17 protein-coding genes are annotated in these 19,720 nt (G+C 68.3%); 10 read left to right on the top strand and 7 right to left on the bottom strand.

Annotated elements, in window-relative coordinates:
- The gene (locus tag L0966_RS16870) at positions 1-540 is read left to right on the top strand and encodes a hypothetical protein (RefSeq protein WP_234053134.1); all 540 of its coding nucleotides are present in this window, start codon (positions 1-3) and stop codon (positions 538-540) included.
- Between the two features lie 167 nt (positions 541-707).
- Here the strand turns inward: L0966_RS16870 and L0966_RS16865 are convergent, their stop codons facing one another.
- The 4 genes from L0966_RS16865 to L0966_RS16850 all read right to left on the bottom strand — a co-directional run bounded on the left by L0966_RS16865 (position 708) and on the right by L0966_RS16850 (position 4,852).
- On the bottom strand, positions 708-2,060 hold the full coding sequence (locus L0966_RS16865; protein WP_234053133.1) for a ferric reductase-like transmembrane domain-containing protein: 1,353 nt from the start codon (positions 2,058-2,060) through the stop codon (positions 708-710).
- A gap of 290 nt (positions 2,061-2,350) precedes the next feature.
- Positions 2,351-2,740, bottom strand: a complete 390-nt coding sequence (locus L0966_RS16860) for a hypothetical protein (protein ID WP_234053132.1) — start codon at positions 2,738-2,740, stop codon at positions 2,351-2,353.
- Between the two features lie 82 nt (positions 2,741-2,822).
- Complete coding sequence (locus L0966_RS16855; RefSeq protein ID WP_234053131.1) at positions 2,823-4,184, bottom strand: histidine kinase dimerization/phospho-acceptor domain-containing protein; 1,362 nt, start codon at positions 4,182-4,184, stop codon at positions 2,823-2,825.
- Positions 4,181-4,852 (bottom strand): response regulator transcription factor, encoded by a 672-nt coding sequence (locus L0966_RS16850; protein WP_234053130.1) that lies wholly within the window; start codon positions 4,850-4,852, stop codon positions 4,181-4,183. Before L0966_RS16850 ends, L0966_RS16855 begins: the two co-directional genes overlap by 4 nt.
- A 237-nt stretch (positions 4,853-5,089) precedes the next feature.
- On the opposite strand from L0966_RS16850, the gene L0966_RS16845 reads away from it, so the two are divergent.
- Positions 5,090-5,404, top strand: coding sequence for a PepSY domain-containing protein (locus L0966_RS16845; RefSeq protein ID WP_370640787.1), 315 nt, complete (start codon positions 5,090-5,092; stop codon positions 5,402-5,404).
- 30 nt (positions 5,405-5,434) lie between these two features.
- Here the strand turns inward: L0966_RS16845 and L0966_RS16840 are convergent, their stop codons facing one another.
- Complete coding sequence (locus L0966_RS16840; RefSeq protein WP_234053129.1) at positions 5,435-6,475, bottom strand: aldo/keto reductase; 1,041 nt, start codon at positions 6,473-6,475, stop codon at positions 5,435-5,437.
- A 151-nt stretch (positions 6,476-6,626) separates the two neighbouring features.
- On the opposite strand from L0966_RS16840, the gene L0966_RS16835 reads away from it, so the two are divergent.
- The 5 genes from L0966_RS16835 (at position 6,627) to L0966_RS16815 (ending at position 12,015) form a co-directional block, all read left to right on the top strand.
- Positions 6,627-7,526 (top strand): AraC family transcriptional regulator, encoded by a 900-nt coding sequence (locus L0966_RS16835; RefSeq protein ID WP_234053128.1) that lies wholly within the window; start codon positions 6,627-6,629, stop codon positions 7,524-7,526.
- Between the two features lie 185 nt (positions 7,527-7,711).
- Positions 7,712-8,767 carry an NAD(P)-dependent oxidoreductase gene (locus L0966_RS16830; RefSeq protein ID WP_234053127.1) on the top strand — a complete coding sequence of 352 codons (1,056 nt, stop codon included), beginning with the start codon at positions 7,712-7,714 and terminating at the stop codon, positions 8,765-8,767.
- Between the two features lie 111 nt (positions 8,768-8,878).
- A complete protein-coding gene (locus tag L0966_RS16825; RefSeq protein ID WP_234053126.1) occupies positions 8,879-10,102 on the top strand; it encodes a class I SAM-dependent methyltransferase in 1,224 nt (407 codons plus the stop codon).
- A gap of 106 nt (positions 10,103-10,208) precedes the next feature.
- Complete coding sequence (locus L0966_RS16820; RefSeq protein ID WP_234053125.1) at positions 10,209-11,249, top strand: class I SAM-dependent methyltransferase; 1,041 nt, start codon at positions 10,209-10,211, stop codon at positions 11,247-11,249.
- Positions 11,242-12,015, top strand: coding sequence for a cephalosporin hydroxylase family protein (locus L0966_RS16815; RefSeq protein ID WP_234053124.1), 774 nt, complete (start codon positions 11,242-11,244; stop codon positions 12,013-12,015). The genes L0966_RS16820 and L0966_RS16815 overlap by 8 nt, the downstream gene beginning before the upstream one ends.
- A gap of 83 nt (positions 12,016-12,098) precedes the next feature.
- On the opposite strand, the gene pcaD is transcribed toward L0966_RS16815, so the two are convergent.
- Together pcaD and L0966_RS16805 are read right to left on the bottom strand one after the other, a co-directional pair.
- Positions 12,099-12,959 carry a 3-oxoadipate enol-lactonase gene (gene pcaD, locus L0966_RS16810; protein WP_234053123.1) on the bottom strand — a complete coding sequence of 287 codons (861 nt, stop codon included), beginning with the start codon at positions 12,957-12,959 and terminating at the stop codon, positions 12,099-12,101.
- Positions 12,960-13,066: 107 nt separating this feature from the next.
- The gene (locus tag L0966_RS16805; protein WP_234053122.1) at positions 13,067-15,052 is read right to left on the bottom strand and encodes a sigma-54-dependent Fis family transcriptional regulator; all 1,986 of its coding nucleotides are present in this window, start codon (positions 15,050-15,052) and stop codon (positions 13,067-13,069) included.
- A gap of 262 nt (positions 15,053-15,314) precedes the next feature.
- Here L0966_RS16805 and adh point away from each other — a divergent pair, with 262 nt between their 5' ends.
- The 3 genes from adh (at position 15,315) to L0966_RS16790 (ending at position 19,616) form a co-directional block, all read left to right on the top strand.
- Positions 15,315-16,835 (top strand): aldehyde dehydrogenase, encoded by a 1,521-nt coding sequence (gene adh / locus L0966_RS16800; RefSeq protein ID WP_234053121.1) that lies wholly within the window; start codon positions 15,315-15,317, stop codon positions 16,833-16,835.
- Between the two features lie 606 nt (positions 16,836-17,441).
- On the top strand, positions 17,442-18,470 hold the full coding sequence (adhP, locus tag L0966_RS16795; RefSeq protein ID WP_234053120.1) for an alcohol dehydrogenase AdhP: 1,029 nt from the start codon (positions 17,442-17,444) through the stop codon (positions 18,468-18,470).
- A 186-nt stretch (positions 18,471-18,656) separates the two neighbouring features.
- On the top strand, positions 18,657-19,616 hold the full coding sequence (locus L0966_RS16790) for a PDR/VanB family oxidoreductase (protein WP_234053119.1): 960 nt from the start codon (positions 18,657-18,659) through the stop codon (positions 19,614-19,616).
- Positions 19,617-19,720: the final 104 nt, after the last annotated feature.

The following is a 19,720-nucleotide window of genomic DNA, read 5'->3' as shown; positions in this document are numbered from 1 at the left end:
ATGGCCTGGACCGACAAGATGAAGCGCGTGGTGCCATTGATGCTGGTGGTCGTGGCGGTGGGGATGGGACCGGGCCGCATGGCCCTTGCCGCCTCCTCCGCCTCCTCCGCCGCCTCCTCCTCCTCCGCGCCCGAGGGCCGGGCTGAAGAGCCGGGTGCGGACCTGGCCAGGCGGCGCATGGTGGCCGAAGGGCACCTGAAGTTCCTCTATGCCATGTATTTCGCGGTGAAGGGCTGCACCGAGGCGGCCCGCGAATTCTCGAAGCCCGATTTTTTGCCCCCGGTGAGCCTGGACGAGGTCCGGCGCCTGACCGCCACCGCCGATGCCGCCGCGCGCGAGGTGGGCGTGGATGTCGACCGCGCCTGGATCGTGGCGTCCCCCATCGGCCAGGCAACCGGCGAGGCGCTGAAGAAGGATACGCCGGAGAATCTGAAAAAATGCCGGCAGACGGGCACCTTCGTGCGCTCGGTCCTGGCGCAGCTTCAGCTTTCCCTCACCGGCCTGGGCAGCAAGCGCTCCATCATCGAGAAGGACTTCTAGTTCGTTTTCCGCGTTTTCCTATCGGGTGGACGCTTGTTCTTGTCGTGACCTGACGGCCCGATGTGGACGGCGACCACCCAGGCGCGTGGCCAAGGGCCGTGAGCCAAGCTCCGCGGTCCTCGGCGTCAGCTCTTAGAGCGCGCGAGCTTTCCAGGCGCGCCGACGCGTCAGCGCATATCGAACAGCTCCTGGTGGAACCTTTTTTCCACCGGAATGCCCTGGGCGGCGAAATCGGCGCGCAGGGCGGAGCCGAAGCCGGCGGGGCCGCAGAACCAGATGCTGGCCTCACGCCAATCGGGCACCACCTCGCGGATGCGCGCGCCGGTCAGGCGGCCGTCGCGCCCGCTAATGAGCAAGTGCAGGCGCACATTGGCGGCCTCGGCATCCCCCGCCAGCCGGGCGAGCGCATCTTCGTCCACGTCGCTGGTGGTGTGGAAGAGGTGCGCCACCTGCCCCTGCGGCCAGTCGGGGGCATCGGTGTGCATGGCCATGTGCTTCATGCGGGCGAGGAATGGCGTGATGCCAATGCCGCCGCCGATCCAGATCTGGGTGCGGCAGTCGTCGTCGAAGGTGAAGCAGCCATAGGGGCCTTCGATGCGAACTTCCTGGCCCACGCGCAGCTTGTCCTTGAGGCGGCCGGTATGGTCGCCCAGGGCCTTGGTCACGAAGGTGATGCGTGGCTGGTCGGGGTGCCAGCCGGAAGCGATGGTGTAGGGGTGGGCACCCTCCGAGGCATCGGACATGGCGAAGGCGAACTGTCCCGGGCGGTGGCCCGGCCAGCCGTTGGGCACGTCGATGATGGTCTCGAGCGCCTTCACGCCGGGAAAATAGGTGAGCTGCGCGATGCGCCCCTTCACCTGCCGCGCGGCGCCCACACGGCGCAGCAGCACCACGACCGCCGCATAGGTGCCGCCGGCGAGCAGCAGGGCCATCACCACGCCCAGCGGCGTCATCCAGTCGGCGAACGTCAGCAGCACCACGGCATGGAACGCCAGCACCAGATAGGCCACGGCGAGCAGCCGGTGGATCTTGTAGAACCAGCGGTAGGGAAAGGCGCGGATCAGCGCCAGGACGATCAGCGCCACGGCGGCGTAGAAGGCCCACTCGCCCACGCTCTCGGCCGTGCCGCGCAGGGTTGAGAAGAAGGCTTCCACGGGGTTCTCAATGGGCGGGCGCGGGCCGCGCGGCGGGCGCTCCAGCAGGCCCCAGCCCACCGCCCATTTCGGGCCCTGGGTCCAGAGCCAGTGGACGACCGAGACGACGAGGGCGGTGATGCCCAGCCATTTGTGCAGCCGGTACATCTTGTCGAGGCCGCCCAGCCAGCGCTCGGGCCAGCGCGGGCGCAGGGCGAGCATCATGGCCACGCTCATGACGGCCATGGCGAGCACGCCGGTATATTGGACGGCCACGGTGCGCACCGGAAAAAGGCCCCGGAGCTGGAACGCTCCCGGCTCGGCGGCGATCCAGAGCACCGACATGAGGACGAGGATGCCGAAAAGGGCCAGCTTGATGTGTCGCATGTCTGCGTGTCTCAATCTCCGTGGGCGCGCGAGTCGCCTTTGACCGTGGGTCAGGCATAACCTCAAGCCACGACACCTGAAAGCACCTGATGTTGCATTGAGGGCGCTCAAGTCCGGTACCGATGCCGGGTCCTGTGCCTCGGTTTGCGCTGTCGGGGCCCGCCTCCTCGTGCCAGCTGGCGCCGCGCGTAACGGTGTCGCGCGGGCATTCAAGCCGAGGTCCGGGCGCGGGGCCTCGCATGGCCCGCGCCACCGGCCGAGGGGCTGGGAACGCCCTTGGCGGAGCGGGGTTACCGCGCGGGGCCCCTCGGCCCCGCATCGCCGCGGCCGCCGTCGGGCCATGGCGTACCGGCCATCGGTTCCGCCGCAGCCTGCGCCATCCGCATGCGGTGATGGTGACCGTCGTCATCCGCGCGGACGTGATCGTGGTGACGCGGGGCGTGGCCGCGCTCACGCATGGAGCGCGCGTCGGCGTGGCGGCTTGCGTCGGCGCGCGTGGAGGCCCCCCGCTGTCCGTGCTGCCCGCTCCGCTCATGCCGCTGCTGCCGCTCCTGGCTGGCGGGCGCCGGGGCGGTGATGTCCGATCCGGCGAGGGCGATGCCGCTGCCCGAAGCGAGGAGAAGAACACTCGCGCCGATCAGCGTGCGGGTTTTCACGTAGGTCTTCACGCGGGTCTTCATGGAAAGCCTCCCGGTTGGCGGTGTTCGGCGGCATCCTTGCGCCCGCACCTGACAGCGACCTGAACCCGGTGCCGAGGACCGTTCAGCTTCCCGTCAGCTTGGCGGTGGGAAAGCGCACGGTGGCCCGGAAGCCATCGGAGCGGCCGGGAACGGGCGAGGCCAGCTCCAGGCTCAGCCCCGCCCCGCGGCACACGGCGGCGCCGATGGCGAGGCCCAGGCCCGAGCCGTCGGCCTGGGTGGGGCCACGCTCGAAAGGCCGGGTCAGACGCTCGAGTTCGCTGGCCGGCACCACGGCGCCGGCATTGGAGACGTCCAGCACGTCCTCGGCCAGCCGCACCGTCACCGGCGTGTCGGGGGCGCGATGCTTGAGGGCGTTCTCGATCAGGTTGCGGGCCAGGATGGCGAAGGCGTCGGGATCGATGTCGGAGACCGGGCCCCCCTCGGTTGGGATGAGCACGTCAAGGTCGTCGGCCTGCTCGCTCTGGCGCGAGATCTCCTCGATCACGTGGCGCAGCACCGGGGCGAGGGGGGCGGGGGCCTCGGCCAAAAGGCCGCCGCCTTCGGCCTTGGCGAGCTGGAGCAGCTTTTCCGACAGGCGCGAGAGGCGTTTCAGCGCCGTGGCGATGGCCCGTGCGCGCTCGCGTTCCGGCCCTTCGTGCAGCTCCGCCATCAGGCGCTGGGTCTGCGCCAGAGCGGCGGCGATGGGAGTGCGCAGCTCATGGGCGCTGTTGGCGGTGAAGCCGCGCTCCGCCTCCAGCGCGCCGCGCAGGCGCTCCAGCAAGGCGTTCACCGAAGAGGCGACCGGCGCGATCTCCTCCGGCAGCCCGGACGCCGCCACGGCGGACAGGTTCCCCCGGCCCCGGGCCTCGATGGCGGTGCGGAAGGCCACCACCGGCCTCAGGGACAGGCGGATGGCGAGCCAGACGGCGACCAGCGCGATGGGCACCAACGCCACCAGCGGCCAGATGAGCGCCATTACCGCGCTGCGCACCGCGTTCTTGCGGTGGCCGAGATGCTCGGCCGTGGTGACCGAGATGGTGCCCTGCACGGCGGAGATGGTGAAGGTGCGCAAATGGTGGGTGGTGTGGAAGCCGGGGGCAAGCGCACGCGGAATGTCCATCAGGTCGGCGTCGCTGGATTGCAGCAGCTCGCGCCCGGCCGCGTCGCGCACCACGTAGGAGATGTATTCGCGGTGGGTGCCGATGGGCGCCATGCGCTGGGGGGCGTCGCCGTCCTCGCGGGAGAGGAGTTCGGAATAGGCGAGGGGCAGCACCCGCTGGGCCACCTCTTCGAGGGCGCTGTCGAACACGTCGTCGATCTCGCGGCGCAGCACCAGGCCGGCCACCGTCGCCGCCGCGAGCCAGAGCGCGGTGACCGAAACAGCGAGCCAGAGCCCCAGGCGCCGGCCCAGGCTCCAGCGGCGGGCGGGGCGGGCTGCGTTCACGCGCCCGCTCCCGGCGTGCCCAGGCGATAGCCCATGCCGCGCACGGTCTCGATGGCGTCCGCGCCCAGTTTCTTACGCAGGCGGGCGATGTAGACTTCGATGGTGTTGCTCTCCACTTCCGCGTCGAACGAATAAAGCCGCTCTTCCAGCTGGGGCTTGGACATGAGCTGGTTGGGCCGCTGCACCAGCGCCTCGAACAGCGACCATTCGCGCGCGGTGAGCGAGATGGCGCGCCCGCCGCGGCGGACCGAGCGGGCGGCAAGGTCGATTTCGAGATCGCCGACGGTGACGAGCGGGTTGGGATTGCCCGCATAGCGCCGCCCCACCGCGCGGATGCGGGCGGAGAGCTCGTAGAGGTCGAACGGTTTCACCAGATAATCGTCGGCGCCCGCGTCGAGGGCGGCGATGCGGTCGGAGATCTGGTCGCGGGCGGTGAGGACGATCACCGGGGTCACATCGCCGGCGGCGCGAATGCGCTTCAGGAAATCGGACCCGCGCCCGTCCGGCAGCATGAGATCCAGGAGCACGAGCTCGAACACGGCGGCATGGAGGGCGGCATCGGCCTCGCCGAGGCGGGTCACCCAATCGGCGCCGTGTCCATCGGCCACGAGCTGGTCACGCACGGCCGTGCCGAGAATCGGGTCGTCTTCCACCAGCAGAATGCGCATCTCTCACCTCGGCGCGGAACAGGCCAACCCGGAGCGCCCTTCGCCATGCCGTGCAGCGGGCTCTCGGCGGAACCGCGAGGGCGTGAAAAGGCTGGAGGATGTCCGGTGAATGGCCGCCATGGCATATAGTGTAGCCCGGCGGGCCGGCCATGGGGCGCGCGAATGCGCCGCGTCGTTCAGGTGGCCGTCAGCTCCGCGTGCTTCTGCTGGACGCGGGGCGTGCGAAGGAGAGTGAAGGTGAAAAGCGCAGCGTTCGCGGGCGGTCTCGCCATGGTCTGCCTCGCCACGGTGAGCCTGGGCGCCGTGGGTCTCGGCGCGGGCCCGGCGATGGCCGGACCCCATTGCGATGTGCCCCTTGCTCAATGGCAGCCGCGCGCCGCCCTTCAGAAGAAGCTGGAGGCGGAGGGTTGGACCGTGCTGTCCATCCGTTCCGACGACGGCTGCTACAAGGTGCGGGCTACCAATGCCCAGGGCCGGCGGCTCAAGGCCAAATACGACCCCGCCAGCCTGGAGCCCGTGGCCCGCGCGGATGACGCCCCGGACGACGACTGAGGTCGGCCGGGGCGGGTTTGCGGGAGTGCGTCAGCGCTGGCTTTCGGCCATGTGGGCGCGGTAGCCGCCCTGGCGCTCCAGCATCCAGCCGGGATATTCCGGCGGCAGGGCGCTCGCCGCATCCAGCGCCGCGAGCTCCTCGGTGGACAGGCGCACGCGGGTGGAGGCGAGATTGTCGGCCAGCTGGTCTGGCCGCTTCGCCCCGACGATGACGCTGGTCACCACGCTCTGGTGCAGCAGCCAGGCCAGGGCGATCTGCGCCACGCTCACCCCATGGGCCTCGGCGATGGGCCGCATGGCGTCGATCACCCCATAGCCCCGGTCGCGGTTCACGGGCGGGAAGTCGAAGGCGGCACGGCGGCCGCTGCCGGAGGCTTCGTCCGAGCGGCTGTACTTGCCGGAGAGCAGACCGCCGGCGAGCGGGCTCCACACCATCAGCCCCAGCCCCTCGGACTTCAGCATGGGCACGATCTCGCGCTCGAGGTCGCGGCCCGCCAGGGTGTAATAGGCCTGCAGCGACAGGATGGGCGCCAGCTGGCGGGCGGCGGCGATGCCGATGGCCTTGACGATCTGCCAGGCCGCCCAGTTCGACAGGCCAATGTAGCGGACATGGCCCTGGCGCACGAGGGTGTCGAGCGCCTCCAGCGTTTCCACGATGGGCGTGGCGGCGTCGAAGCCATGGATCTGGTAGAGGTCGATATGGTCGAGCTGGAGCCGCTGAAGGCTCGCCTTGCACTGGTCGAGGATGTGCTTGCGCGAGGCGCCGCGGGCGTTCGGGCCTTCGCCCATGGGGCCCAGCACCTTGGTGGCGATGACGAGATCATCGCGCGAGAGCCCCAGATTGCGGATGGCGCGGCCGAGGATGCGCTCGCTCTCCCCGCCCGCATAGACATTGGCGGTGTCGATGAAGTTGACGCCGGCCTCCACGGCGGCCTTCACCAGCGCGTCGGCTTCTTCCTGGTGGAGCTGGCCGATCTGGGCCCACATGCCCTCATTGCCGCCGAACGTCATGGTGCCGAGGCAGATCTCGGAAACGAAAAGGCCGCTGGGGCCGAGCTGACGATAACGCATGGTCATGCTCCTTATGGCGGGACAACCCGTGCCGATGACATAGGCCCGCCGGCCGCCCCGGCGCGACGCGGATCCTCGCGCTCTCTTGCCCGATTCTCTCAAAACGCCGGGCGGGGCTTTTCCCGCCCGCGCGGTGGCCTACTTTAGGGCCATGAGTGATGATCTCCTCGACCGGCCCCGCGAGCTGCTCTGGCGGCAATGGCAGCGCTTTGGCCGCGAGACGCCGCTGGAAGGGCTGCGCCTGATGGTGGCGCAGGAGCCGTCCGGCCTGTTGCACTCGGTGTATCAGGCGTCCTTCTGCGGCGTGCTGCAGGGCGCGAAGATGAGCCTTCTGGGCGAGCGCGCCTTTCGCTACGACACCGGCAAGTGCCTGATCGCCTCAATGGACCTGCCCATTACCGCCCAGATCGTCGAGGCGAGCGCGGAGCGGCCCTACATGGCGTTCAGCCTTGCCGTGGACCCGGCCATGATCGCCGACCTGCTGCTGGATGCCGTGGAGGAGCCGGCGGCCGGAAGCTTCGCCTCCATCGCGGTGTGCCGGATGGAAGCCGACCTGCTCGACCCTCTGGGCCGGCTGCTGGCGATGCTGGATTCCCCGCGCGACCTCGCGGTGCTCTCGCCCCTGATCCGGCGTGAGATGGTGTGGCGGCTGCTCAACGGCCCCCATGGCGCGATGCTGCGCCAGGTGGGGCTTGCCGACAGCCGGCTGGCGCGCATCGCCCGCGCGGTAGCCTGGATCCGCGATCATTTCGCGGAAACGCTGCGTGTGAGCGATCTGGCCGCCCTGGTGGGGATGAGCCTCGCCAGCTTCCACCGCCATTTTCGCGCCGCCACCGCCATGTCGCCCATCCAGTTCCAAAAGCAGATCCGCCTGCAGACCGCCCGGCGCATGCTGCTCTCCGACGGGGTGGAGGTGGCCAATGTGGGGTTCTCCATCGGCTATGAGAGCCCCTCCCAATTCAGCCGCGACTATCGCCGGCTGTTCGGCGAGCCGCCGGGCCGCGACGGCGCGCTGATGCGCGGCGGCGTCCTCTCATCCCTGGAGCTCTAGGGCGCTTCGAGTGGAGGGGCGCCGGTTCGGGTAAACGCAATGCGCTCGGGGGAGGCTCTGCCCCATTGCCCTCGCGTGAGAAATGGGGGGAAAGCGCTCAGCCTAAGGTCGTCCCCCTTCTGTCGCCTGATTATGCTAACCCCATAGGGCGCCTTGGATGGCGGCGAGGCGCAGGGAGCGGGCGGATGCGGGTCCTCATTACCGGAAACATGGGCTATGTCGGCTCTGTGCTCACGCGCTACCTCAAGGGAGCGAACCCGGACATCGAGCTGATCGGCTATGATGCGGGCTTCTTCGGCCATGCGTTGACGGGGGCGGAGCGGCTGCCCGAATCCGTGCTCGCGCGCCAGCATTTCGGCGATGTGCGCGCGTTTCCCGCGGAGCTGCTGGAGGGCGTGGACGCGGTGGTGCATCTGGCCGCCATCTCCAACGATCCCATGGGCAAGGAGTTCGAGGAGGTCACCGGCGCAGTGAACCGCGACGCCAGCGTGCGCATCGCCCGCCTGGCGGCGCAGAGCGGCGTGCGGAATTTCGTCTTCGCCTCCTCCTGCTCCATGTACGGCGCCACCGAGGGCAGCCCGCGCAAGGAGGGCGACCCGACCAACCCGTTGACCGCCTATGCCCGCTCCAAGATCGGCACGGAAAGCGACCTGCGTGATGGGCCGCTCGGCGACATGGTGTTCACCTCCCTGCGCTTCGCCACCGCCTGCGGCATGTCCGACCGGCTGCGGCTCGACCTGGTGCTGAACGATTTCGTGGCCTGCGCCCTCACCCGCGGCGAAATCTCCGTGCTCAGCGACGGCACGCCCTGGCGGCCGCTGATCGATGTGGAGGACATGGCCCGCGCCATCGCCTGGGCCATCGGCCGCACGCGGGAGAATGGCGGGCCCTGGCTGGCCGTGAATGCGGGCCGCGACGAGAATAACTACCAGGTGCGCGACCTGGCCGAGGCGGTGGCGCGTCATGTTCCCGGGGTGAAGGTGAGCATCAATACCGACGCCCCGCCGGACAACCGTTCTTACCGGGTGGATTTCGCCCTGTTCCGCGCATTGGCGCCGGACAACATCCCGCAGGTGTCCCTCGACCGCTCCATCGAGCGGCTGGTGGACGGGTTCCGGCGCATGGATTTCAGGGACGCGAATTTCCGCGAGTCGCCTTATATGCGGCTCAACATGCTGCGCCGGCACATGGCCGCCGGCCGGCTCGGCGCCGATCTGCGTTGGGTGGCCGGGCAGGCCTGACCGGTGATGCCGGCCGTGCCATGGCGCAGAGCGGGGCTGCACCAGGGCACCACGGGCGCGAAAGCGCCGGGCCGGATTGTTCTTCACTCTCCCCGATCACAGGGCTCGCCGATGAAGTGCCGCCACTGCTCCGCTCCCCTGGCGCACACCTTTCTCGATCTGGGCTTCGCGCCGCCGTCCAACGCCTATCTCTGCGCGGCGGACCTGCACCGGCCGGAGGTCTATTTCCCGCTGAAGGTGAAGGTGTGCGACCGCTGCTGGCTGGTCCAGACCGAGGATTATGCCGCCGCCGACGCGCTCTTCACCCCGGGCTATGCCTATTTCTCCAGCACCTCTTCCAGCTGGCTCGCCCATGCGGCCCGCTATGTGGAGAAGATGATCGGCAAGCTTGAGCTCGATGCCGGCAGCTTCGTCATCGAGGTCGCCTCCAACGACGGCTATCTCCTGAAGAACTTCGTCGCCGCCGGCATTCCGTGCCTGGGCATCGAGCCCACGGCGAGCACCGCCGACGCGGCCGAGAAGCTGGGCATTCCGGTGCTGCGCAAGTTCTTCGGGGCGGCGGTGGGGCGCCGGCTGGCCGCAGAGGGGCAGCAGGCGGATCTCGTCATCGGCAATAATGTCTATGCCCATGTTCCCGACATCAATGACTTCACCGCCGGCCTTGCCGCCGTGCTGAAGCCCACGGGCACCATCACGCTGGAGTTTCCGCACCTCATGCGGCTGATCGATGAGGCGCAGTTCGACACCGTCTACCACGAGCACTTCTCCTACCTGTCGCTGCGCACCGTCGGCCGGCTGTTCGCCAGCGCCGGGCTAAGGGTGTTCGACGTGGAGGAGCTGCCGACCCATGGCGGAAGCCTGCGGATTTTCGGCTGCCATCACGAGGATGCCCGGCCCACCAGCGCGGCGGTGCATGACCTCTTGGCCCTGGAGCGGGAGCGCGGCCTGGAGGATCTCGCCACCTACAGCGCGTTCCAGGCGCGGGCGGACCGGATCAAGGACGACCTTCTGTCCTTCCTCATCGCGCGGAAGCGGGAAGGCCGGCGGGTCGCCGCCTATGGCGCCGCGGCCAAGGGCAACACCCTGCTGAACTATGCCGGCGTGAAGCCGGACCTTCTGCCCTTCGTGTGCGATGCAGCCCCCTCCAAGCAGGGGCATTTCATGCCCGGCAGCCATATTCCGATCCTGCCGCCTTCCGCGCTGCTGGAGCAGCCCGTCGATGACGTGCTCATCCTGCCGTGGAACATCGCGGATGAGGTGCGCCGGCAGAATGCGGAGCTCGCTGCGCGCGGCACCCGCTTCGTCACGGCGGTGCCCCGGCTGCAGATTTCATGAGCGCCGCGGACGCCGGACCCGCGCAAGGTTCGTCCCGTAATCCTCGATCTCCGCGCGCGGGCGCGGCCGTTGCGGGTGCGGGGCGCACCCGGGGAAGGGCGGGGTGATGAAGGCGCTATACGAGCAAACCGGGTTGCCCGTGCTGCAGAACCGTGTCTATGCCACCGTGCGGGAGGCGCAGGCGTGCCAGCTGGGTGACGTGCGGCTGGTGCAGGATCCGGCCACCGGCCTCGTGTTCAACGCGGCCTTTCGGCCCGAGCTCGTCATCTACGACAGCAATTACCACAACGAGCAGTCCCTCAGCTCCGCCTTCGTGCGGCATCTGGAGGAGGTGCGCGAGATCATTGCCCGCCGGCTCGGCCGGGAGCGGCTGGTCGAGGTGGGCTGCGGCAAGGGCTTCTTCCTGGAGATGCTGCTGGCGGCCGGGTTCGACATCGTCGGCTTCGATGCCGCCTATGAGGGCGACAATCCCCGGATCCAGCGGCGCTTCTTCGAGCCGGGAATGGGCATGTCCGGCGACGGGCTCATCCTGCGCCATGTGCTGGAGCATATCGCCGACCCGGTCGCTTTCCTGCAGAATCTGAAGGTCGCGAACGGTGGGCAGGGGCTCATCTATATCGAGGTGCCCTGCCTCGACTGGATTCTGGAGAATCGCGCCTGGTTCGACATCTTCTATGAGCATGTGAACTATTTCCGCCTGGCCGACCTGAACAAGATGTTCGGCACCGTGGTGGAGAGCGGGCGGCTGTTCGGCGGGCAATATCTCTATGTGGTGGCCGATCTCGCCACCGTTCAGGCGCCCGCCTTCGTGCCCGGTGACGCCGTCACCGTCCCCGAGAACTTCGCCGCCTCCCTGGCGACCATGGACGGCGCGGGCGGGGCGATCTGGGGATGCGCCTCGAAGGGGGTGATCTATGCCCTGCTGCGCGCGCGCGCCGGACATCCGGTCGATCTCGCCATCGACATCAATCCGGCGAAACAGGGCCGGCACATGCCCGTCACCGGCCTGCGCGTTCATGCGCCGGATGAGGGACTGGCCCTGCTGGCACCGGGATCCACCATCTACATCATGAATCCGAACTACGCGGACGAGATCCGCGCCATGTCGCACCATGCCTACCGCTATGTCGAGGTCGGAAATGACTGAGTTCGAACAGGAAAGAGAAGCCCGCATCGCGGCCCTCGGCACGGACGCCCAGCTGCGTCAGGACACCGGGCGCTTCATGCTCAGCTCCATCAACGCCAAATATTCCTACAATTTCTCCTGGATGGGCCGGCCGATCATCCAGTATCCGCAGGATATCTGCGCGATGCAGGAGCTGATCTGGTCGGTACGGCCCGACCTCATCATCGAGACCGGCATCGCCCATGGCGGCTCGCTGATCTTCAGCGCCTCCATGCTGGCCCTGCTCGACCTGACCGATGCCATCGAGGCGGGCACGCCGATGGACCCGCGCGCGAGCCGGCGCAAGGTGATCGGCGTCGACATCGACATCCGGGCCCATAACCGCGCGGCCATCGAGGCCCATCCCATGGCCTCGCGCATCGAGATGATCCAGGGCTCCAGCATCGCCCCTGAGATCGTGGCCGAGGTCAAGCGCCGGGCGGAAGGCCACGCGCGCATTCTCGTCTGCCTCGACAGCAACCATTCCCACGACCATGCGCTGGCGGAGCTGGAGGCCTATGCCCCGTTGGTGAGCGCCGACAGCTATTGCGTGGTGTTCGACACCATCGTCGAGGACCTGCCGAAGGGCCTGTTCCACGATCGCCCCTGGGACGTGGGCAACAATCCCAAGACCGCCGTCCATGCCTATCTGAAGGGGCATCCGGAGTTCGAGATCGACGTGGCGATCCAGAACAAGCTCCAGATCACCGTTGCGCCCGACGGCTTCCTGAAGCGCGTCAAGGCCTGAGCTGACGGGGCGCCGCGGCGCCCATCCCACACCGGGGGCAAGCGGCTGGCGTCTTGGTCCCGGTTCAGGATCGGGCCCGCGTATCAGGCTCCGGCGCCGCAATGGGCCAGCAGCAGCTCGGTGAAGGCGTCCGCCTGCTCCACATTGGAGAGGTGGGCGCAATCGAGCTTGGCCACATGGGCGCTGGCGATGGACTGGGCCAGACGCAGCCCTTCCTCGGGCGGCGTGGAGGGGTCCTGGGTGCCGACGATCACCAGGGTTGGCGCGCGGATCAGCGGGGCGGTGAGGCGAAGGTCCATGTCGCGGATGGCGGCGCAGCAGCCGGCATAACCCTCGGCCGCGGTGGCGTTGAGCATGGCGCGCACCGGCGCCACGCGCTCGGGATGGGCGGCGAGGAAAGCGGGGGTGAACCACCGCATCAGCACGCTTTCTGTCAGGGCGGCCACGCCGCCGTCCAGTACGGCGTTGATCCGCTCGTCCCATACCGAGGCGAGCCCCATGTGGGCGGTGGTGTTGGCGAGCACCAGCCCCGTTACGCGCTCCGGCACCCGGGCGGCCAGCCACTGCCCCACCATGCCGCCCAGGGACAGGCCGCAGAAATGCACATGCTCGACGCTCAGCGTGTCCATGAGCTCGACCACGTCGCGCCCCAGCCGGTCCATGCCATAGGCGCCCACCGGCACGTCCGAGCGGCCGTGGCCCCGGCAGTCGTAGCGCAGCACCCGGAAGGTCTCGGCGAGTGCGGGTATCTGCGGGTCCCACATCTCCAGCCGCGTGCCGAGGGCGTGGGACAGCAGCAGAACCGGCGCGTCCGCCGGCCCGTCAAAACGGTAGGCGAGGCGGCATCCGTCTCCGAGGGTCACATGACCCAGGCTCTCATAACCCAGGCTCTCATAACCCAGGCTCTCATGGCCAATGGACTCGTCTGCCGCTGGGGGCGTCATCGTCATCCTCCACCTTGCGCCTGGGCTTCGGTGCGGACCGGAGCAGGCTGGTACCGGGAGGAAAACGCATTTTGCCGCCCGCTCCAACCCTTTTGCAGGGGAATGCGTCAGGTGGGCTTGCCGGGGTGCCGCTCGGCCGCCAGGTGGCGGTGCAGGGTCGAGCGGTGGATGCCGAGCCGCCGCGCCGCCATGGAAATGTTGCCGTTGCAAGCGGCAAGGGCGGCCTGGATGGTGGCGCGCGTCACCGTCTGAAGGTCATCCTCGCGGAGGGTGTCCGCTACGTCCGCAGGGGCATCGCGCGGGCCGTCGCGCAGATCAGCGCGCAGGTCCGCGGGCAGGGCTTCAGGGCCCAGAATGCCGCCGGGTTCGGCCAAAGCATGCAGCACCTTGAGCGTGCCCACGAACTGCCGGAAGTTGCCAGGCCAGGAATAGCGCGCCAGGGTCGCGACGCATTCGGGCGAAAGGGCGGGCGCATCGCCCTCACCCGCCAGCTCCCGCCAGAAGTGCCGCACCAGGGCCTCGCGCTCGGGCAGGTGTCGCAGCGCCGGCAGCGCCACCGTGTACTGGGCGATGCGGAAATAGAGGTCGGCGCGGAAGGTGCCGGCATCCACCAGCTGCTTCAGGTCGCGGTGGGTGGCGCAGACCAGGTGGAAATCGACGGGCACGGGCTTGCCGCCCCCCAGTGGCGTGACTTCCCGCTCTTGCAGCACCCGCAACAGGCGGGTCTGGAGCGCCAGCGGCATGTCGCCGATCTCATCCAGGAAGAGAACGCCGCCATCGGCCTCGCGCAGCAGGCCCTTGAAGCCGGCCCGGCGGGCGCCGGTGAAGGCGCCGTCCTCATAGCCAAACAGCTCGGACTCGATGAGCCCCTCCGGCAAGGCGGCGCAGTTCACCGCCGCGAACGGCCGCTGCGCGCGCTGCGAGCGGGCGTGGATCTGGCGGCTGAAGACCTCCTTGCCTGAACCGGTTTCGCCCTGGATCAGCACCGGCACGCCAGCATCAAGCAGGCGCACGGCGCGGCGCAGGGCCTCGGCGGTGGCGGCATCGAAGCAAGGCTCGGGCGACTGGCGTGACAGGGCCGCGGGCAGCGGTTCCGCCGGCGTCGCTGTCGGAGCCGGGGCGCTGACCGCGCGGCTGCCGTCCGGCTGCGCGGCGGAGGTCCGGGATGAGGCCTGGCGGGACGGCTGCTGCTCCACGCGGGCATGCAGGGTGTCGCCGCGGGTGCTGCGCACGCGCCGTACCTCCGCGCTCCGGCCCAGGCTGCCCTCGAACAGCTCGCTGTAACGGCAGGTTCCCAGGGCATCCCAGCCGAGGCTGAGCTGGGCGAGGCCCCAGCGGTTGGCGGCCACCAGGCGATAGTTCTCGAACACCAGGATGCCTTCGCGGCTGGTGCCCAGGAAGCTGGCATCGGTGTGGAAGCGCACCACGGTATGCCCGGGGAAGGCGCCCTCGAACAGGCGGTGCTCCACCTGGTTCACGGCCAGCTGCACCAGCCCCAGAGCGTGCATCTGCGCCACCGCCGAGGGGCCGGACAGGTCCAGCAGGCCCACCACCTCGCCGAAGGGATCGAGAATGGGTGCCGCCGCGCAGCTCAGGATGCCGTGGGCCTCCGCATAATGCTCGGCGCCGCGCACCTCCAGTGGCCGGCGCTCCACCAAAGCGGTGCCGATGGCGTTGGTGCCGATGGCGGTTTCGCTCCAGTTCACGCCCGGCAGCAGGGAGACCTGGGCTGCGCGATCGGCGAATTCCGCCGAGCCGATGGTGTCCAGCACCAAGCCTGAGGGATCGGTGAGGATAACGATGCTGCCGGTGACGGCGGCATCCGCGTGGAGCGCCTCCAGCTCCGGCCGGCAGCGCCGGCGCAGGGTTTCCGCCCGGTCACGGTGCTGGCGCAGCTCGCCCGCGGTGACGGGCTCGGGGGCGACGCGTCCGCCCGGCGGCAGGCCGCGCGCGGCGCAGCGCGTCCAGGAGCGCAGGATCGGCTCAGCCACGCCAGTGCAGATCGCTTCCCCGGAGAAGAAGCGCTGGCGCGCGGCAACCAGCGCCTCGTGCGAGAACAGGTGGGCGTCGCGGGACGGGATGGTCTGCAGCATCGGCACCTCGGGACGTTTTCGCTCCCAAATGACGGGTGTTGCAAAATGCGACACCTGTCGTTCCGTGTTGTTCTTATGGGCGACAGTCTCGCACGACTGTTCATGCCGCGTCCAGCTCCGGCCAAAGTGGAGTGGATCCAGCCTTGACCTGAAGTGCAGCCGCACAACAACTTACCGCACTGCAAGAATAAAAGTTCCGCATCCGGCCGGCAATTGGCACGAGGGCTGCGATAGGATGCGCGACCCACAGTGGGAGGAAACCATGAACAAGCCAGAATTCCTCAATCAGGACAAGGCCTCGCCCTTCAAGGCCCGGTATGGGAACTTCATCGGCGGCACCTTCGTGGAGCCGGTGAACGGGCGCTATTTCGAGAACATCTCGCCCATCAACGGTAAAGTGATCTGCGAAGTGGCGCGCTCCGATGAGCACGACATTGAGAAGGCTCTCGACGCCGCCCACGCCGCCAAGGACGCCTGGGGCCGCACCCCGGCCGCCGAGCGCGCGCTGATCCTGAACCGCATCGCCGACCGGATGGAGGCGAATCTCGACCTGCTCGCGCTGGCCGAGACCTGGGACAACGGCAAGCCCATCCGTGAGACCACGGCGGCGGACATTCCGCTGGCCATCGACCACTTCCGCTATTTCGCGGCCTGCGTGCGCTCCCAGGAAGGCGCGCTCTCCGAGATCGACCACGACACCATCGCCTATCACTTCCACGAGCCGCTCGGCGTGGTGGGCCAGATCATTCCCTGGAACTTCCCGATCCTGATGGGCGCGTGGAAGCTGGCCCCCGCCATCGCCGCCGGCAATTGCGTGGTGCTGAAGCCGGCCGAGCAGACCCCGGCCTCCATGCTGGTGCTGGCCGAGCTGATCGCCGACATCCTGCCCGCCGGCGTTCTCAACGTCGTGAACGGCTTCGGCCTGGAGGCCGGCAAGCCGCTCGCCTCCTCCAAGCGCATCGCCAAGATCGCCTTCACGGGTGAGACGGGCACCGGCCGCCTCATCATGGGCTATGCCAGCCAGAATCTCATCCCGGTCACCCTGGAGCTGGGCGGCAAGTCGCCGAACATCTTCTTCTCGGATGTGGCGGCGGAAGACGACGACTTCTTCGACAAGGCGATCGAAGGCTTCGTGATGTTCGCCCTCAACCAGGGCGAAGTGTGCACCTGCCCCAGCCGCGCTCTGATCCAGGAAAGCGTCTATGACCGCTTCATGGAAAAGGCGCTGAAGCGTGTCGCCGACATCAAGCAGGGCTCGCCGCTCGATCCCTCCACCATGATCGGCGCCCAGGCCTCCAGCGAGCAGATGCACAAGATCCTGAGCTATATCGAGATCGGCAAGGCGGAAGGCGCCAAGGTGCTGATCGGCGGTGAGCGCAACGCCCTGGAAGGGGACCTTTCGGAAGGCTTCTATGTGAAGCCCACCGTGTTCCTGGGCAACAATTCCATGCGCATCTTCCAGGAAGAGATCTTCGGCCCCGTGGTGTCGGTGACCACCTTCAAGGATGAGGCGGAGGCGCTCTCCATCGCCAATGACACTCTGTTCGGCCTGGGCGCCGGCGTGTGGACGCGCGATGGCTCTCGTGCCTATCGCTTCGGCCGCGCCATCGAGGCGGGCCGCGTGTGGACCAACTGCTACCACGCTTATCCCGCCCATGCGGCGTTCGGCGGATACAAGCAGTCGGGCATCGGGCGCGAGACCCACAAGATGATGCTGGACCATTACCAGCAGACCAAGAACCTGCTGGTGAGCTACAGCCCGAAGAAGCTCGGCTTCTTCTGAGCGGATCCGCGCCTTCTGGTGAAGGCGCGGCGCCAGACGTGGCCGGCGGCGGGGCGGGGATGCCCGGCATCCTCACTTTCATCCGTCCCGCCGCCGGGAACAAAGGATCACCGGCGCCGTTCTTGGGGCAGTGGACTCCATCCTGTCCCAAGGCGGCGTCTGAAACGACCCGCGGACCGGCCGCGGACAACCGCTCAAGGAGGAACGAACGGCCATGATCGAGGCCGGAGGCCAGTTTCCCCCTGGCTTCCGGCGGCCGTCGATTCGTGCCTGTCGTTGATCCGGACATCGACAGCGATCTCGCAGCCGTGGCGCTCCTTGCCGTGAGTGGTGCGGTTCGGTCTCCCCCTCACTCGGCTGCGCGCCAGCCATCCCCCACATGCCAGCCCGCGCCCGAAACGCTTGAGCACCGGGCGCTGCCAGCGGAATGACCAATTGCCGTGTTTCCCGCGCCAGGGCGCCGGTTCATGTCCGGGCCGCTGCTGCGGGGGCCTGGGGCGCGAGCGGCGGGGCCGGCCGTGCATCGTCGCGCGCGTTCCCTGTCAAAGCCGGGGGTGCCGGGGGCCTGGCCTTCGGGCCCGTCGGATGGGAACGAAAGGGAAGAGCATGACGAAGACCATGAAGGCCGCTGTCGTTCACGCGTTCGGAAAGCCCCTGTCCATTGAGGAGGTGCCGGTGCCGACGCCGGGCGCGGGGCAGATCCTGGTGAAGATCGCGGCCAGCGGCGTGTGCCATACTGATCTTCACGCCGCCGAGGGCGACTGGCCGGTGAAGCCGAAGCCGCCTTTCATTCCCGGCCACGAGGGCGTGGGCTATGTGGCCGCCGTCGGCGCGGGTGTGAAGCATGTGAAGGAAGGCGACCGGGTGGGCGTGCCGTGGCTCTACACCGCCTGCGGCCATTGCAAGCATTGCCTGGGTGGCTGGGAAACCCTGTGCGAGGACCAGCAGAACACCGGCTATTCCGTGAATGGCGGCTTCGCCGAATATGTAGTGGCGGACCCGAACTTCGTGGGCCACCTGCCGGCCAACATTTCCTTCACGGAGATCGCCCCCATCCTGTGCGCGGGCGTCACCGTCTATAAGGGCCTGAAGGTGACGGACACCAAGCCCGATGATTGGGTGGTGATTTCCGGCATCGGCGGCCTCGGGCACCTCGCCGTGCAATATGCCAAGGCCATGGGCCTCAACGTAATCGCCGTGGACATCGACGACACCAAGCTCGACCTTGCCCGCTCGCTGGGGGCCGCGCTGACGGTCAACGCCCGCACCACCGATCCGGTGGCCTTCGTGAAGAAGGAGGTGGGCGGGGCCCAGGGCGTGCTGGTCACCGCCGTCTCGCCCAAGGCGTTCGAGCAGGCGCTGGGCATGGTGGGGCGCGGCGGCACCGTCTCCCTCAACGGCCTGCCGCCGGGCGACTTCCCGCTTTCCATCTTCGATACAGTGCTGAACGGCATCACCGTGCGCGGCTCCATCGTCGGCACCCGGCTCGACCTGCAGGAGGCGCTCAACTTCGCGGGCGAGGGCAAGGTGAAGGCCACTATCCACACCGACAGGCTGGACAACATCAACACCATCTTCGATCGCATGCATAAGGGCGACATCCAGGGCCGCATCGTGCTCGACTTCGAGGGCTGACAGCGGGCGCGCCCCGGCCTGCGTTCAGGCCGGGGCGGCTCTCCGTCGCGGGGCCGTGCTGTGCATGCCGGCTGCCGGGCACTTGCCTATTTTTTGACCTCCGGTGCGCAATGGCGGGTTTTCGCCTGAAAACTGGCCTTGTCCTTGCTCCCTCCCCATCGGCTTAAGGTCCATGGAGAGTTTCGAATGTCAGACGATGCCCTGCACCCGGTCGTCGTAGCGAAGAAGACGGTCGAGGCTAACAATATGGTCTCGCTGGAGCTGGTGGATCCCGCAGGCGCGGAGCTGCCCGGCTTCACGCCCGGCTCGCACATTGATGTGACGATCCCCGGCGGGTTGGTGCGCCAGTATTCGCTGTTCAACAGCGCCGACGAGCGCAACCACTATCTCATCGGCGTGTGGAAGGATGCCAACAGCCGTGGCGGCTCGCTGGCCATGTATGAGAACGTGAATGTGGGCGACACCCTGCAGGTGAGCGCACCGCGTAACCGCTTCGCGGTGCCCAAGGGCACGGCCCGCGCCGTGCTGATGGCGCGCGGCATCGGCATCACGCCCATTCTCAGCATCGCCGATCACCTGAAGAAGAAAGAGGTTCCCTTCGAGCTGCACTATGTGTTTGCCGGCGGTTCTCCGGGCTCGTTCCAGGGCACCATCGAGGCGTCCGCCTTCGCGGAGAACACCACCTTCTATCTGGAAGGCGCGCAGCCGCCCTTCAATCCGGCCAACATCCTCGCCGATCGACCCGATGACACCGAGCTGTTCCTGTGCGGCGTGGACTGGTGGATGGACCCCATCGCCAAGACCGCGCAGCAGAAGGGCTTCGGCGTCAATCGCATCCACATGGAGCGGTTCGGCGGCAAGGCGCCCGCGCCGCTGCTGGACAAGGTCTTCTCGGTGAAGATCGCGTCCACCGGCAAGACCTATGAGATCCCCGGCGACAAGTCCGTCTCCGGCGCGCTCGAGGAAAGGGGGGTGAAGATCCGGACCTCCTGCGAGCAGGGTGCCTGCGGCACCTGCAAGGTGAAGGTGCTGGAAGGCGAGGTGGACCACCGCGACAAGCGCCTCTCCGCCGCCGAGCGCGACGAAGGCTGGATGCTGGCCTGCGTGTCGCGTGGCAAAGGCGACCTGCTGGTGTTGGACTTGTGACAGTTTGAGGAGACGCGGTTTCGCCGGCCGTGCGCACCTCGCGGCGGCCGGCCCGCATCGGTATTTCGCGACCGTCCGAAGCTGGCTGCCCGTGGTGAAAATGC

The sequence above is a fragment of the Xanthobacter sp. NM-59 genome, assembly GCF_021401125.1.
Classification (GTDB): Bacteria; Pseudomonadota; Alphaproteobacteria; order Rhizobiales; family Xanthobacteraceae; genus Xanthobacter.
The sequence above is the reverse complement of the archived record's forward strand: the minus strand, read 5'-3'. Positions and strand labels throughout refer to the sequence as shown.

Bases quoted from the DNA above. Each gene is read 5' to 3' on its own strand.
- L0966_RS16870 (WP_234053134.1), top strand. From the start codon at position 1: ATGGCCTGGACCGACAAGATGAAGCGCGTGGTGCCATTGATGCTGGTG.
- L0966_RS16865 (WP_234053133.1), bottom strand. From the start codon at position 2,060: ATGCGACACATCAAGCTGGCCCTTTTCGGCATCCTCGTCCTCATGTCG.
- L0966_RS16860 (WP_234053132.1), bottom strand. From the start codon at position 2,740: ATGAAGACCCGCGTGAAGACCTACGTGAAAACCCGCACGCTGATCGGC.
- L0966_RS16850 (WP_234053130.1), bottom strand. From the start codon at position 4,852: ATGCGCATTCTGCTGGTGGAAGACGACCCGATTCTCGGCACGGCCGTG.
- L0966_RS16840 (WP_234053129.1), bottom strand. From the start codon at position 6,475: ATGCGTTATCGTCAGCTCGGCCCCAGCGGCCTTTTCGTTTCCGAGATC.
- L0966_RS16835 (WP_234053128.1), top strand. From the start codon at position 6,627: ATGAGTGATGATCTCCTCGACCGGCCCCGCGAGCTGCTCTGGCGGCAA.
- L0966_RS16830 (WP_234053127.1), top strand. From the start codon at position 7,712: ATGCGGGTCCTCATTACCGGAAACATGGGCTATGTCGGCTCTGTGCTC.
- L0966_RS16825 (WP_234053126.1), top strand. From the start codon at position 8,879: ATGAAGTGCCGCCACTGCTCCGCTCCCCTGGCGCACACCTTTCTCGAT.
- L0966_RS16820 (WP_234053125.1), top strand. From the start codon at position 10,209: ATGAAGGCGCTATACGAGCAAACCGGGTTGCCCGTGCTGCAGAACCGT.
- L0966_RS16815 (WP_234053124.1), top strand. From the start codon at position 11,242: ATGACTGAGTTCGAACAGGAAAGAGAAGCCCGCATCGCGGCCCTCGGC.
- pcaD (WP_234053123.1), bottom strand. From the start codon at position 12,959: ATGACGCCCCCAGCGGCAGACGAGTCCATTGGCCATGAGAGCCTGGGT.
- L0966_RS16805 (WP_234053122.1), bottom strand. From the start codon at position 15,052: ATGCTGCAGACCATCCCGTCCCGCGACGCCCACCTGTTCTCGCACGAG.
- adh (WP_234053121.1), top strand. From the start codon at position 15,315: ATGAACAAGCCAGAATTCCTCAATCAGGACAAGGCCTCGCCCTTCAAG.
- adhP (WP_234053120.1), top strand. From the start codon at position 17,442: ATGACGAAGACCATGAAGGCCGCTGTCGTTCACGCGTTCGGAAAGCCC.
- L0966_RS16790 (WP_234053119.1), top strand. From the start codon at position 18,657: ATGTCAGACGATGCCCTGCACCCGGTCGTCGTAGCGAAGAAGACGGTC.